We start from the raw sequence: 11,040 nt of genomic DNA, 5'->3' as shown, positions 1-11,040 counted from the left end.
TGCTGGATAGCGCCGGATTCGGGCCAGAGTGTGGCGCGCAAGGGTCACGACTGTTGCATATTTGTGGTGATTGCAGAGGCAAAAGAAAAGGCCCCGAACAGGGTCGGGGCCTTGATAGAGTCTTTTGAAGATGTGCGGATCAGTTGATCAGCGTCGCCTCGGTCAGAGAGTCGATTTCCTCGCGGGTGACACCATCGGCCATTTCAACCAGCTTCAGGCCACCTTCGACCACATCGAACACGCCCAGATTGGTGATGATGCGATCCACAACGCCCTTGCCTGTCAACGGCAGGGTGCATTCCTTCAGCAGCTTGCTTTCGCCCTTCTTGTTGGCGTGATCCATGATGACGATCACTTTGCCCACACCGGCCACCAGATCCATCGCGCCGCCCATGCCTTTGACCAGCTTGCCCGGAATCATCCAGTTGGCCAGATCGCCGTTTTCAGCCACTTCCATCGCGCCAAGGATCGCGGCTGCGATTTTGCCGCCACGGATCATGCCAAAGGATGTGGCGCTGTCAAAATAAGCGGTGCGGGACAATTCGGTGATTGTCTGCTTGCCTGCGTTGATCAGATCGGGGTCTTCTTCCCCTTCAAAGGGGAAGGGCCCCATGCCGAGCATACCGTTTTCCGATTGCAGCGTGATGTCCTTGTCGCCCACGTAGTTCGCCACCAGCGTCGGAATGCCGATGCCGAGGTTCACATACCAGCCGTCTTGCAGTTCCTGTGCGGCCCGTTCGGCCATCTGGTTTCTGTCCCAAGCCATGGTTCAAGCCTCCTCGCGCTGGCGCACTGTGCGCTGTTCAATACGTTTTTCATGCTCGCCCTGAATGATACGATGCACATAGATGCCGGGCAGATGGATGTGATCGGGATCAATGGAGCCGCGCGGGACGATTTCTTCGACCTCTACCACACAGGTCTTGCCACACATGGCTGCCGGCGGGTTGAAGTTGCGGGCGGTTTTGCGGAACACCAGATTGCCCGTGTCATCCGCTTTCCACGCCTTGACGATGGACAGGTCTGCAAAAATGCCCTCTTCGAGAATGTAATCCTCTCCGTTGAAGGTTTTCACTTCCTTGCCCTCCGCGATCACAGTGCCCACGCCGGTTTTGGTGTAGAAACCCGGAATGCCGCAACCCGCAGAGCGCATACGCTCGGCCAGAGTGCCTTGGGGGTTAAATTCCAGCTCCAGCTCTCCGGAAAGATACTGGCGCATGAATTCGTCGTTTTCACCCACATAGGAGGAAATCATCTTTTTTACCTGACGGGTTTGCAACAGCACGCCAAGGCCGAAATCGTCAACGCCTGCGTTGTTTGAGGCGACGGTCAGGTCTTTGGTGCCAGCGTCTTTGATGGCGCTGATCAGGTTTTCAGGGATACCGCACAGGCCAAAGCCGCCTGCCGCGATGAGCATTCCGTCGAACAGAAGGCCGTCAAGCGCCTCTGCTGCGGAGTTGTATATCTTACCCATTGGGGACTCCTCGTTGCAATTGAAACGTGTTTACGCTGCGTCGCAGCGGTATGCAAGAAGCGGCCAATTTCCGCATCAGGGTTAACGTTATCAGGTTTTGCACCGGCGGCGAGGAAATTCCGGCGCGGGGATAGGTCGGGGCGATGAGGCTATTTGAAAACAAAAGACGAAAGCCGGTTATCACCCTGCAAATATGAAGCGTCATATATGAAGCGTGTTGTAAGACGCGTGTTGTAAGACGCTTCATAAATGAAGCTTCTTAAATGCAGGGTGATCGCACTTGCAGGATGGATCGTGGCAGCCGAAGGGGGATGTCTTTCGCAAGGGGAGCAAGCCCGCACAGGCCGCATCCCGCGCCTGCGGGATCACCAGACACTGAATTCCCGGCTATAACTTAGGCAAATTCGCGCCCTTCGCTGGGTCAGACCGCCGGCTATTCTTTTTCCGCAAAGCGGTAACTGCCTTCGGGCAGGTCCAGCGCCGCCTGTAGATCCCGCAGCTGCGCCATAGACAGCGTGATCTTGTTGGTCCGGTCCGTCTCGGGATTATATTGCTCCACCGTTACCACACTCGCGAAAGCTGCAATGGTAATGTCATCCTGCAACGGACGATCTCCGTCGTCGATCAGGGTAACGATGGTGGCGTCGAAGTCGTGTTCAATGGTAAACATGGTTTCAGCGTAACCTTCAGAGGCCAAAGCAGCAATGATCCAAATCGAAAATGTGCTAACAGACCGTGGCTCCAAATACGCGGTCAGCGGCGGCGTGGTCAAAGACCGGGACGGCGCAACTGCCTTTGTCAAAACACTCCGCCGGAAGAAGAAATTTGCCAAGGCCACCCATAACACCTGGGCAGTGATCCTGCCGGATGGCACCCAGATCAAAAACGACGACGGAGAAAGCGGGGCAGGCATGGTCATCCTGCGCATGCTGGAACGGGACAACATCATCGGAGAGGTGGTTGTCGTCACCCGCTGGTACGGCGGTGTGCATCTGGGCGGCGACCGGTTCCGCCACGTGCAGACCTGCGTGCGTGCCTATGTCGACGCCCGCACGGATGTCAGCGCTGCCGGATAGCGGCGACCCCCCGCGCAAGCCCCCATCCCACAAAGACGAAGACGATATTGGCCGCTGTCACGAAAGCATAGAACATCAGCCTCCCGCCTAATTCCAGATCGTTGAGAAACGGATAGGGTAGTCCGGCTGTGACTGTCCCGACCGGCGCATCGTTCAGCGGATGCACGAAAAGTTCCAGCCAGAGCGGATAGGCAACCCCGAGGACAAGGACGGCAACAAACACAGGGCGCAGCCGTGAAAACACGCCCAGCAGAAAGAAGGCGTCGATCCACATCAACACTGCCCCGCCCAGATGCAGATAGTATTCCTTCCACCAGACCGGCCCATCACCGGTCGTCACATTGGCCGGATCAAGGAAATACAGCCGCCAGTATTGCACCAGCACAGCCATATTCATCACAACGACCAATGAGACAAAACTCTCCCAGCGCGCGGTGCTGCGCCCGAGGCTCAGGCGAAGCATCTGAGCGGCCACAATCAGATTGGCTGTCAGGGTCCAGATGGTGAGAAAGCGGAATTGCCAGCCGAACGCGGCGGGATCGATATGGCGGAACAGTTCCAGCCAGTAAAAGGCGGCCAGAAGGAATACGATAGTACGATAAAGCGTCATGCCCGCAGCCTAGCCGCCGCAAGGCTGTCGGGCAATGACGCTGTAAACCTGAAAACAGGTTTTAATCAGATGATGCGAACCTGTGCGCCAACCGGAGTGATCTCGAAAAGTTCCTCGATCATATAGTTGAACAGGCCGATACATCCCGAAGAGGACTGGCGCCCGATTTTGCGGGTGTCATGGGTGCCGTGGATCAGATAGGCGGGCCAGCTGAGATACATGGCGTGCGTGCCAAGCGGGTTGCCTTCCCCTGCAGGCATAAAGGCAGGCAGGCTCGGGTCCCGTTTGCGCATGTTCACAGTCGGGGTCCATGTGGGGCCAACCTTCTTGCGGACGATCTTTGTATAGCCCCGTTTGGTCAGCTCGTTGGTTTGGGGCACGGAAGTCGGGTAGATGCGGTAATCATTGCCCACCGGATTCCAGTAATGCAAAGAGCGGGAATTGGTGTCACACAGAATCGACACCCGGTCCAACGCGCTGAAATGCTCTTGCCAGTCCTGTGCCATAAAACCCGATACGTTGCGGTTCACCAAAGGGTTGATGGCAGGCTCGGATTGCGCACGCAGCAAAGAAGGCGCGCTCAAGGTGGCCAGGGCAGCCGTAATGAAAGTGCGGCGGTTTTGTTGTGTCATGGCTTGAACTCTTCTCATTAATTTCATGCTGTCCTAGCAGATAGGGCGCATGCGCGGAAGCTGCGAGTCCTTCACGTGTGTGTGAGCCATAAATCGCCGCTTTTCAGACACTAAACCGAATGGTTTGCCTCTTGCAGACGGGTTTCCAACTGGTCGAGTTTTTCCACCGCAGCGGCGAGTGTTTCCTTCAACTGCGCAATTTCACCCAGTGCATCATTGATTGCCACCGGACGATCAAAAGCGTCTTCCACATGGCTGGTGCCATTGCTTTCGCCGTTGATCAGCCAGACGATCGACACGTTCAGCAGGCCAGCCAGCATCTGCAACCTGTTAGAGCGGGGCGAATCCTCGTCGCTTTCCCATGCTTCTATAGACTCGGGCTGCACGCCGAGCTTTTCGCTCAGTCCCTGAACGGTCAGCCCTTTGGCTTCGCGGGCGGCTTGCAGGCGTCCGCCAAAGCTGGCGGAGGTGGCTTCGAAGGTCTCTGCGAGGGCGGTCTCTGTGGGGGTCAAAACGAAATTCCTGTCTCTTGTGTGAAGTCTTGGCACAGTGTTGCACGGACTGTCGCCGGATGGTGGAGTTTTTTGCGACTTTTTTCCGGCGTTTTGCGAAACCGCCGGAACCCTTTCCCGATCCGGTGCGTTCCATTGGCAGAGCAACCGATGTCTGCGCAATGATCTGGGCGGGCATATTAACAAAGAAAGGAACCGTTATGAATTGGGACCAAGTTAAAGGTAAGTGGAAAGAATATTCCGGTAAGATTCAATCCGAATGGGGCGATCTGACCGACGACGAAGTTGCAGAGGTCAACGGCGACCGCCGCGCACTGGAAGGCAAAATCCAGTCCAAATACGGCAAAACCAAAGAACAAGCCGAGCGCGAAGTAGACGATTTTCTGGCCCGCCACTAAAGGCGCGTTTGGATTTAGGTTGAGTGAGTAGCGAGTAAGGAGAGGGGTGCCAAAAGGCGCCCCTTTTTTCGTGGGAGGGGCGATCCGGGAAGGCGGCGCGCAAATGTTAATCCTAAGAGGTGGTGTCCGGCAGGACGCCCCGCGCCCGACCTCCCACGCGGGAGGGCGCGTTACAACAGTCGTTCTTGTAGTGGGCGTTGTGAAACGCGCCCACCCGAGGTCGAGCGCGGGGCTTGTGTGGGCTGTAGCAAGTATTTGTTAAAAGCTGTTTTCTATTTTATGGTTTCAAAACTACACCGGCCGCGCGAGCGGCCCGCGCCTGACCTTCCCCACGGGAAGGCGCGTTGCGCCTCCCCAAGGTCATGCGCTGGGGTGGGATTTATGCGACGGGTTTCCCCCACAAGTCATATTCTGACGCTTCGTCCACCTCGACCGTCACCAGATCACCCGCACTCAACCCGTCAAAACCCTCATCAATGAACAGGTTCCCGTCGATTTCAGGCGCGTCGGCCATTGTGCGGCAGGTGGCGCCATCGTCTTCTACGCTGTCCACAATCACTTGCAGGGTTTTGCCGACTTTGGCTTCCAGCTTGGCTTCGGAGATTGCTTGGGATTTCTCCATGAAACGGTTCCAGCGGTCCTGTTTCACCTCATCCGGCACATGATCCGGCAGCGCGTTAGAGCGTGCGCCATCCACGTTTTCGTACTGGAAGCAGCCGACCCGATCCAGTTGCGCTTCGTCCAGCCAGTCCAGCAGGTGCTGGAACTCGGCCTCGGTTTCGCCGGGGTAGCCGACAATAAAGGTGGAGCGCAGGGTGATGTCGGGGCAGGTCGCCCGCCACGCCGCAATTTCATCCAGCGTTTTCGCGCTCGCCGCAGGGCGGGCCATGCGTTTGAGAACATCAGGGTGGGAATGCTGGAACGGAATGTCCAGATAGGGCAGCACGCCATTGCGCGGGTCGGCCATGATCGGGATCAGGTCGCGCACGAAAGGGTAGGGATAAACATAGTGCAGCCGCACCCAAGCGCCGAGTTGTCCCAGCTCTCGCGTCAGATCGGTGATATGGGACCGGACCTCACCGTCTTTCCACGGGTTCATGTCGTGGCGGCGGTCCAGTCCGTAGGCGGATGTGTCCTGCGAAATCACCAGCAGTTCCTTCACCCCCGCATCTACCAGCTTTTCCGCTTCGCGCAGAATGGCATGGGCAGGACGGGAGGCCAGACGCCCCCGCATATCCGGAATAATGCAGAACTTGCACTTGTGGTTGCAGCCCTCGGAAATCTTCAGATAGCTGTAGTGGCGCGGTGTCAGCGACACATTCTGCGCGGGCAGAAGGTCGATAAACGGATCGGGCTTGGGTGGGACTGCGGTATGTACAGCGTCCAGCACCTGTTCGTACTGGTGCGGTCCCGTCACGGCAAGGACGCTCGGGTGGGTGCCGCGGATGTAATCTTCTTCCGCGCCCAGACAGCCCGTTACGATCACTTTGCCGTTTTCGTTCAGCGCCTCGCCAATGGCTTCAAGGCTTTCGGCCTTGGCAGAATCCAGAAAGCCGCAGGTGTTCACGATCACCGCTTCGGCACCGGAATAATCCGGCGAGATGGCATAGCCCTCGGCCCGCAATCTGGTCAGGATGCGTTCGGAATCCACCAATGCCTTGGGGCAGCCCAGTGAGACCATGCCGATTTTGGGCTGGCCGTCGCGCGGCGCATCAGAGAAACGGGCTTGCGGGGCAAGATCGGGGCGGAGGCTGGGGGGGTTCTGACTCATTTTTGCGGTATAGGGGTTTTTTATCCGCAAAGAAAAGGGTTTTGGCGGCGTCAGTATTGGATATTTGACCCAAAAAGAGCCGGTTTGCGGGATTTCCGGCGCTTATTCGCCCGTTGCAGCGGGGGCGGGGCGGCGGTTGGGGAAATACTTGCGCAGAACTTCGTCAAAGGGGGAGTTGTCTTCGGCCAGAGAGGCAAACAGGGTCATGCAGGAACAGAGCTTCAGATCATCAGGCGAGCCGAAGACCTGATAGGCGGTTTTATCCCCCGTGGTCAGCAGGATGCCGCTGCACTGGCGCAGACGTGCGCCAAGCGTTTCATGGGCGAGATAGGCACGGGCCTCGGCAATGTCTTTCAGGCCAAAGTAATCGGCCGTGGTGCTGCGTCCCAAGCCGCGCAATTGCGGGAATATAAACCACATCCAGTGGGTTTCCTTGCGTCCGGCCCGCAATTCGGACAGCACCGTATCATAGACCGGCGTCTGCGCGGTCAGGAAACGGTCGAGACTGTCTTGCTGGGTCGGATCTATCGGGGGCATCTGCGCGGCCTGTCTGAATACGCTTGGCGCAGGTTAGGTAAGATCGCGTCGAAAGGCAAATGATACGGGTGTGCCACCGGCGGGGTTTGGCCGGTGGCGGTGTGTATCAGCTTGGATCAGGCCTCAAAGACCGCCATGCCGAGCCATTGGGCGATCAGGGCGGGGGTGTCCTTGCCCTTGATTTCAATGGTCAGGGTATTTTCCGACAACAATTGTGTCGGGGATTTCTGGGTCACGGATTTCAGCACAAACCGTCCGCGAATCTGGTCTCCGGCGCAGACAGGGTTGAGAAACCGCACCTTGTTCAGACCATAGTTGATCCCCATCACCTGACCCGGCAGATCCTCGGCCGTGTCGATTGCAAATTTCGAGGCCATCGACAGGGTCAGGAACCCGTGCGCGATAGAGCCGCCGAATGGGGTTTCTTTCGCCGCGCGTTCGGGATCGGTGTGGATCCACTGGGGGTCTTCGGTCACTTCGGCAAAGGTATCAATCCGGTCCTGTTCGATTGTGACCCAGTCGGAAACGCCGGTTTCCGTACCAATTTTTGACGTCTGGATTTCAAGTGCTTTTTCGATCATGTATCCTTCGGGCCAGGCCCGCTCCCGTTTAAGTCGAACAGAGTGAACCCGCTTTGTAAGGCGTTGTAAAGACAAGCTGTTGCAAAGCCGCCGTGACGTAGTGTTCTTGCGGGTCTGGAGGCTTGCACAGGGCGGCGAATGCAGGGACACTGGGGCAAACTGCGGCCCTGTTCCTGCGGGTAAGCGGTAATGAATTTGAATACGAAGGTGAAAACAGATGGCGCGTATCCCCCCGAGCTTGAGGTCCGAATATTCCCTGTTCCGTCCGGTGCAAACCCGCTGGAATGACAATGATCTATACGGCCATATGAACAATGCAGTGCATTATCAGCTGTTCGATACGGCGGTGAACGGTTGGCTGATTGAACAGGGCCTGCTGAGCTTTGGTGCGGAGACCGCTTTCATCGTGGCGGAAACCGGCTGTTGCTATCACGGCGATTTGATGTTCCCCGAGATGATAGAGGCCGGACTGCGGATTGAGCGTTTGGGCGGGTCTTCTGTGGTGTGGCAGATCGGTCTGTTCCGCGAAGGCGCGGAAGACTCTGCCGCAGATGGGCGGTTTGTGCATGTGCATGTGACATCCGACGGGCACAAGCCGGTTGCGATGAATGCGGATCAGCGCGACAGGCTTTCCCCGCTGGTTATGGCGGGCTAACCGCAAGCAATCCCTTTTTTCGCTGGAAAAGCGGCGCGAGGGCTCTGGACAGTTCAGGCGTCAGGGCGCAATTTGGGGACATCCCAAGGAGCCAGTCCCATGCAACAGGCAGAAGATTTCCGCACGGAATGCGTCACGCTCGCAGAGGTGTTAGCCCCGCTACCCGAAGACGATTTTTTCAAACGCACCCAGTTCAAGGGCTGGACGATTGATGATGTGCTTGGCCATTTGCACATGTTCAACCACGCAGCGGAACTGTCCTTGCGCGATGGCGATGCCTTTGATGCGTTCTTTGGGAAAATTGCAGCGCGAATGGCCAAGGGCGCGTCAATGGTCGATGCCCAGTATCCTTGGCTGGACGGTTTGAAGGGCAAAGCCCTGTTTGACGCATGGCGCAGGGGCTGTGATGTGCTGGCCGATGCCTATGCCGCCGCTGATCCTAAAACCCGTGTGCGCTGGGCCGGCCCCAGCATGAGTGCGCGGTCCAGCATCACTGCGCGACAGATGGAGACTTGGGCCCACGGTCATGAAGTGTTCGATCTTTTGGGGGTCGAGCGCGGCGAAACCGACCGCATCCGCAACATTGTTGTGCTTGGGGTGAACACTTTTGGCTGGAGCTTTACGGTGCGTGGCAAGCCGGTGCCGATTGTGATGCCTTATCTGAAACTGACCGCGCCCAGCGGAGAGGTCTGGACCTTCGGGGTGGAAAATCCCGATAATATTATCACGGGATCGGCGCTCGGCTTTGCGCAGACGGTGACGCAGACGCGGCATTGGAAGGATACGGACCTGCACGCCCACGGTGATGTCGCTGCGGAATGGATGACCACCGCCCAGTGTTTTGCCGGTGGTGCGTCTAAGCCGCCGCGCAGGGGCACCCGCTATCGGCAGAGCCAGTAATGGTGTTTTAAAAGCCGGGCGATGGGGTGCAGCCTGCCGGATTTCGCATCATCCGGCAGGCTGCACCTGTAACAAACTGTGTCAGCGCAATCGCAGACTGTCGGAATCATCCATATCCGAGATGAAAGGTGTCGGCTTAAGCTGCTCTATATCGCCGTCATCCAGTCCGATGTCGCGCAGCAGATGGTCCGGCATCTGGCGCAAGCGGTTGAGATTGCGGGACCGGTCTATCGCGGTGCGGAGCCTGCCCAGCAGCGGCAGGGTGTCCAGAAGCTGCAAGCTGTCGGTGCTCCGGTTCAGGGCGGCGCGAAGTTTGCGGGAGGGGTGTGTTTCAATCAGGGCCATGTGCGATCCCTTTCGGGTTTAACGGTTGCGTTGGGTCTAATCTGGGGGCTTTACGCCGATCGCACAAACGGCTTTACTTGACAGGTACTGTGCAAAAAAGTCACGTGTCCGCTATGGCTCGAACTCTTCCCCCTCTGAATGCCCTGCGTGCCTTTGAATCTGCGGCGCGGCTGAACAGTTTTACCCGTGCAGCGCGAGAGCTGAACGTGTCCCATTCCGCCATCAGCCGCCATGTGCGCGGATTGGAAAAACGGCTTGATGTGGCGCTGTTCCGCGCGGTTGCCCGCGGCGTGGAACTGACGCCGGACGGTCAGTGGTATCTGGAACGCATCGGCCCCGCGTTTGACGCGATAGCAGAGGCGACAGACGGGTTGACGGATGTACCGGCGGGGCAGGTGATCCTGAGTTGCGAGCCCTCCATCGCGCAGAAATGGCTGATCCCCCGCATGGGGCGGTTTAATGCGCTGCACCCTGATGTGCGGATCACCCTGACCGTCACGGACCGGCTGGCCAATGTTGCCAACCACGATTGTGATATTGCCCTGCGCTATGTCAGCGAGGGGGTGGATGTCTCGGCCTATGACGAAATCAGCCGTGCGCCGGTATACCCATATGCCAAACCCGGTTTTGCCGATCTTGACCCGGACAATCTGGATCTGGCGGTTCTGGCCCGTCAGCATCTGATACAGGAACACACCGGATTGCTCTGGCCGATGTGGTTTCGCGCGGCAGGCGTTATTCCGGACCGGCCGCTGAACCTGTCGACACCTCTGGATGCGGTGCTCGGGATCGAAGCGGCGATTTCAGGGCTGGGGGCGATCCTGATGTCGGCGGAACTGACTTCGGTTGAGGTCGAGGCGGGACGGTTGATCAAGCTCTCGGATGTGGGGGTGCAGTCTGGGGGGTATTATCTGCTGACAAATGCCACGGCAGCGCGGCGCAAGGCGGTGAAAGTCTTTCGGGACTGGATGCTTGCCGAAAGCGCAGCGTGGCGCACGCGCTAGGCCACAATATGTCATTCAACCGAAACGTTGAATAAGCGAAAAGGCGCTGAATCCACAGTTTGCGCCGACGCCGCCCCTGCGACATCCTAGAAAACTGTTTCTGATCAATGGTTTGGTAAATGCTATTCCCGTTGACTCTGTGTGAACCCCTGCTATTTTCCGCGCAACTGTCCAAAGCGGCGTTTTACTATGGATGAAGGAGGCTCGGCATATGTCAGACAGCCCTGACCCCAACAGGTTGAACGCCCTTGAGGAGAAGCTTCAGGCAAAGAGGAAGGCGATCGAGCCTGCCCCCGCGCAGGAGCATCACCTTAGCCAGGCGCAAGCCGGATGGCGGATGGTTACGGAACTGGTGGTGGGTTTGCTGCTGGGTTTCGGGCTGGGATACGGATTGGATCGTGCCTTCGATACGATGCCGGTTTTTCTGGTCATATTTACAATGCTGGGTTTCGCCGGTGGGGTGCGCGCTATGATGCGATCCGCCGAAGAGATCACGAAAAAGAACGCGGAAACGCACGACAGTTAATTCGGGACCATAAGGGTTC

The 11,040-nt window shown here is 57.7% G+C and carries 16 protein-coding genes; 6 read left to right on the top strand and 10 right to left on the bottom strand.

What is annotated here, in order from left to right; all coding sequences use genetic code 11:
• Window positions 1–139: 139 nt before the first annotated feature.
• From BFV97_RS10820 to BFV97_RS10810, 3 genes are all read right to left on the bottom strand, one after another.
• On the bottom strand, window positions 140–766 hold the full coding sequence (locus BFV97_RS10820; RefSeq protein WP_069300382.1) for a CoA transferase subunit B: 627 nt from the start codon (window positions 764–766) through the stop codon (window positions 140–142).
• A 3-nt stretch (window positions 767–769) separates the two neighbouring features.
• The gene (locus tag BFV97_RS10815; protein WP_069300381.1) at window positions 770–1,474 is read right to left on the bottom strand and encodes a CoA transferase subunit A; all 705 of its coding nucleotides are present in this window, start codon (window positions 1,472–1,474) and stop codon (window positions 770–772) included.
• Window positions 1,475–1,907: 433 nt separating this feature from the next.
• Window positions 1,908–2,144 carry a hypothetical protein gene (locus BFV97_RS10810; RefSeq protein ID WP_069300380.1) on the bottom strand — a complete coding sequence of 79 codons (237 nt, stop codon included), beginning with the start codon at window positions 2,142–2,144 and terminating at the stop codon, window positions 1,908–1,910.
• A 34-nt stretch (window positions 2,145–2,178) separates the two neighbouring features.
• Between BFV97_RS10810 and BFV97_RS10805 the strand changes: the two genes are divergently transcribed.
• Complete coding sequence (locus BFV97_RS10805) at window positions 2,179–2,550, top strand: YigZ family protein (protein WP_069300379.1); 372 nt, start codon at window positions 2,179–2,181, stop codon at window positions 2,548–2,550.
• On the opposite strand, the gene BFV97_RS10800 is transcribed toward BFV97_RS10805, so the two are convergent.
• The 3 genes from BFV97_RS10800 to BFV97_RS10790 form a co-directional block, all read right to left on the bottom strand.
• The gene (locus BFV97_RS10800) at window positions 2,534–3,160 is read right to left on the bottom strand and encodes an androgen-induced gene 1 family protein (RefSeq protein ID WP_069300378.1); all 627 of its coding nucleotides are present in this window, start codon (window positions 3,158–3,160) and stop codon (window positions 2,534–2,536) included. The genes BFV97_RS10805 and BFV97_RS10800 overlap by 17 nt on opposite strands.
• Before the next feature lie 65 nt (window positions 3,161–3,225).
• Entirely contained in the window at window positions 3,226–3,792 is a 567-nt protein-coding gene (locus tag BFV97_RS10795) for a L,D-transpeptidase (RefSeq protein ID WP_069300377.1), read from the bottom strand.
• A gap of 110 nt (window positions 3,793–3,902) precedes the next feature.
• Window positions 3,903–4,304 (bottom strand): helix-turn-helix domain-containing protein, encoded by a 402-nt coding sequence (locus BFV97_RS10790; protein WP_069300376.1) that lies wholly within the window; start codon window positions 4,302–4,304, stop codon window positions 3,903–3,905.
• A 200-nt stretch (window positions 4,305–4,504) separates the two neighbouring features.
• Between BFV97_RS10790 and BFV97_RS10785 the strand changes: the two genes are divergently transcribed.
• Window positions 4,505–4,702 (top strand): CsbD family protein, encoded by a 198-nt coding sequence (locus BFV97_RS10785; protein ID WP_069300421.1) that lies wholly within the window; start codon window positions 4,505–4,507, stop codon window positions 4,700–4,702.
• Between the two features lie 379 nt (window positions 4,703–5,081).
• On the opposite strand, the gene rimO is transcribed toward BFV97_RS10785, so the two are convergent.
• The 3 genes from rimO to BFV97_RS10770 all read right to left on the bottom strand — a co-directional run bounded on the left by rimO (window position 5,082) and on the right by BFV97_RS10770 (window position 7,591).
• Window positions 5,082–6,473: a 30S ribosomal protein S12 methylthiotransferase RimO gene (gene rimO, locus BFV97_RS10780; RefSeq protein WP_069300375.1), complete on the bottom strand. Its 1,392-nt coding sequence runs from the start codon at window positions 6,471–6,473 to the stop codon at window positions 5,082–5,084.
• Between the two features lie 102 nt (window positions 6,474–6,575).
• A complete protein-coding gene (locus BFV97_RS10775) occupies window positions 6,576–7,010 on the bottom strand; it encodes a DUF1810 domain-containing protein (RefSeq protein ID WP_069300374.1) in 435 nt (144 codons plus the stop codon).
• Window positions 7,011–7,126: 116 nt separating this feature from the next.
• Complete coding sequence (locus tag BFV97_RS10770) at window positions 7,127–7,591, bottom strand: MaoC family dehydratase (protein ID WP_069300373.1); 465 nt, start codon at window positions 7,589–7,591, stop codon at window positions 7,127–7,129.
• A gap of 217 nt (window positions 7,592–7,808) precedes the next feature.
• On the opposite strand from BFV97_RS10770, the gene BFV97_RS10765 reads away from it, so the two are divergent.
• Together BFV97_RS10765 and BFV97_RS10760 are read left to right on the top strand one after the other, a co-directional pair.
• Window positions 7,809–8,246, top strand: coding sequence for an acyl-CoA thioesterase (locus tag BFV97_RS10765; RefSeq protein WP_069300372.1), 438 nt, complete (start codon window positions 7,809–7,811; stop codon window positions 8,244–8,246).
• A gap of 99 nt (window positions 8,247–8,345) precedes the next feature.
• Window positions 8,346–9,146, top strand: coding sequence for a TIGR03084 family metal-binding protein (locus tag BFV97_RS10760; protein WP_069300371.1), 801 nt, complete (start codon window positions 8,346–8,348; stop codon window positions 9,144–9,146).
• Between the two features lie 81 nt (window positions 9,147–9,227).
• On the opposite strand, the gene BFV97_RS10755 is transcribed toward BFV97_RS10760, so the two are convergent.
• Complete coding sequence (locus tag BFV97_RS10755; protein ID WP_069300370.1) at window positions 9,228–9,491, bottom strand: DUF1127 domain-containing protein; 264 nt, start codon at window positions 9,489–9,491, stop codon at window positions 9,228–9,230.
• Between the two features lie 113 nt (window positions 9,492–9,604).
• Here BFV97_RS10755 and BFV97_RS10750 point away from each other — a divergent pair, with 113 nt between their 5' ends.
• Window positions 9,605–10,495, top strand: coding sequence for a LysR substrate-binding domain-containing protein (locus tag BFV97_RS10750; protein WP_069300369.1), 891 nt, complete (start codon window positions 9,605–9,607; stop codon window positions 10,493–10,495).
• 211 nt (window positions 10,496–10,706) lie between these two features.
• Entirely contained in the window at window positions 10,707–11,021 is a 315-nt protein-coding gene (locus BFV97_RS10745) for an AtpZ/AtpI family protein (protein ID WP_069300368.1), read from the top strand.
• Window positions 11,022–11,040: the final 19 nt, after the last annotated feature.

Origin of the sequence: Neptunicoccus sediminis (assembly GCF_001719615.1) — a bacterium.
GTDB classification, from domain to species: domain Bacteria; phylum Pseudomonadota; class Alphaproteobacteria; order Rhodobacterales; family Rhodobacteraceae; genus Amylibacter; species Amylibacter sediminis.
Note: the sequence above shows the minus strand (reverse complement) of the source record. Positions and strands in the feature narration are given on the sequence as shown.

Excerpts from the sequence above, each read along its gene's own strand:
- BFV97_RS10820 (WP_069300382.1), bottom strand. The coding sequence starts at position 766 with ATGGCTTGGGACAGAAACCAGATGGCCGAACGGGCCGCACAGGAACTG.
- BFV97_RS10815 (WP_069300381.1), bottom strand. The coding sequence starts at position 1,474 with ATGGGTAAGATATACAACTCCGCAGCAGAGGCGCTTGACGGCCTTCTG.
- BFV97_RS10810 (WP_069300380.1), bottom strand. The coding sequence starts at position 2,144 with ATGTTTACCATTGAACACGACTTCGACGCCACCATCGTTACCCTGATC.
- BFV97_RS10805 (WP_069300379.1), top strand. The coding sequence starts at position 2,179 with ATGATCCAAATCGAAAATGTGCTAACAGACCGTGGCTCCAAATACGCG.
- BFV97_RS10800 (WP_069300378.1), bottom strand. The coding sequence starts at position 3,160 with ATGACGCTTTATCGTACTATCGTATTCCTTCTGGCCGCCTTTTACTGG.
- BFV97_RS10795 (WP_069300377.1), bottom strand. The coding sequence starts at position 3,792 with ATGACACAACAAAACCGCCGCACTTTCATTACGGCTGCCCTGGCCACC.
- BFV97_RS10785 (WP_069300421.1), top strand. The coding sequence starts at position 4,505 with ATGAATTGGGACCAAGTTAAAGGTAAGTGGAAAGAATATTCCGGTAAG.
- rimO (WP_069300375.1), bottom strand. The coding sequence starts at position 6,473 with ATGAGTCAGAACCCCCCCAGCCTCCGCCCCGATCTTGCCCCGCAAGCC.
- BFV97_RS10775 (WP_069300374.1), bottom strand. The coding sequence starts at position 7,010 with ATGCCCCCGATAGATCCGACCCAGCAAGACAGTCTCGACCGTTTCCTG.
- BFV97_RS10770 (WP_069300373.1), bottom strand. The coding sequence starts at position 7,591 with ATGATCGAAAAAGCACTTGAAATCCAGACGTCAAAAATTGGTACGGAA.
- BFV97_RS10765 (WP_069300372.1), top strand. The coding sequence starts at position 7,809 with ATGGCGCGTATCCCCCCGAGCTTGAGGTCCGAATATTCCCTGTTCCGT.
- BFV97_RS10760 (WP_069300371.1), top strand. The coding sequence starts at position 8,346 with ATGCAACAGGCAGAAGATTTCCGCACGGAATGCGTCACGCTCGCAGAG.
- BFV97_RS10755 (WP_069300370.1), bottom strand. The coding sequence starts at position 9,491 with ATGGCCCTGATTGAAACACACCCCTCCCGCAAACTTCGCGCCGCCCTG.
- BFV97_RS10750 (WP_069300369.1), top strand. The coding sequence starts at position 9,605 with ATGGCTCGAACTCTTCCCCCTCTGAATGCCCTGCGTGCCTTTGAATCT.
- BFV97_RS10745 (WP_069300368.1), top strand. The coding sequence starts at position 10,707 with ATGTCAGACAGCCCTGACCCCAACAGGTTGAACGCCCTTGAGGAGAAG.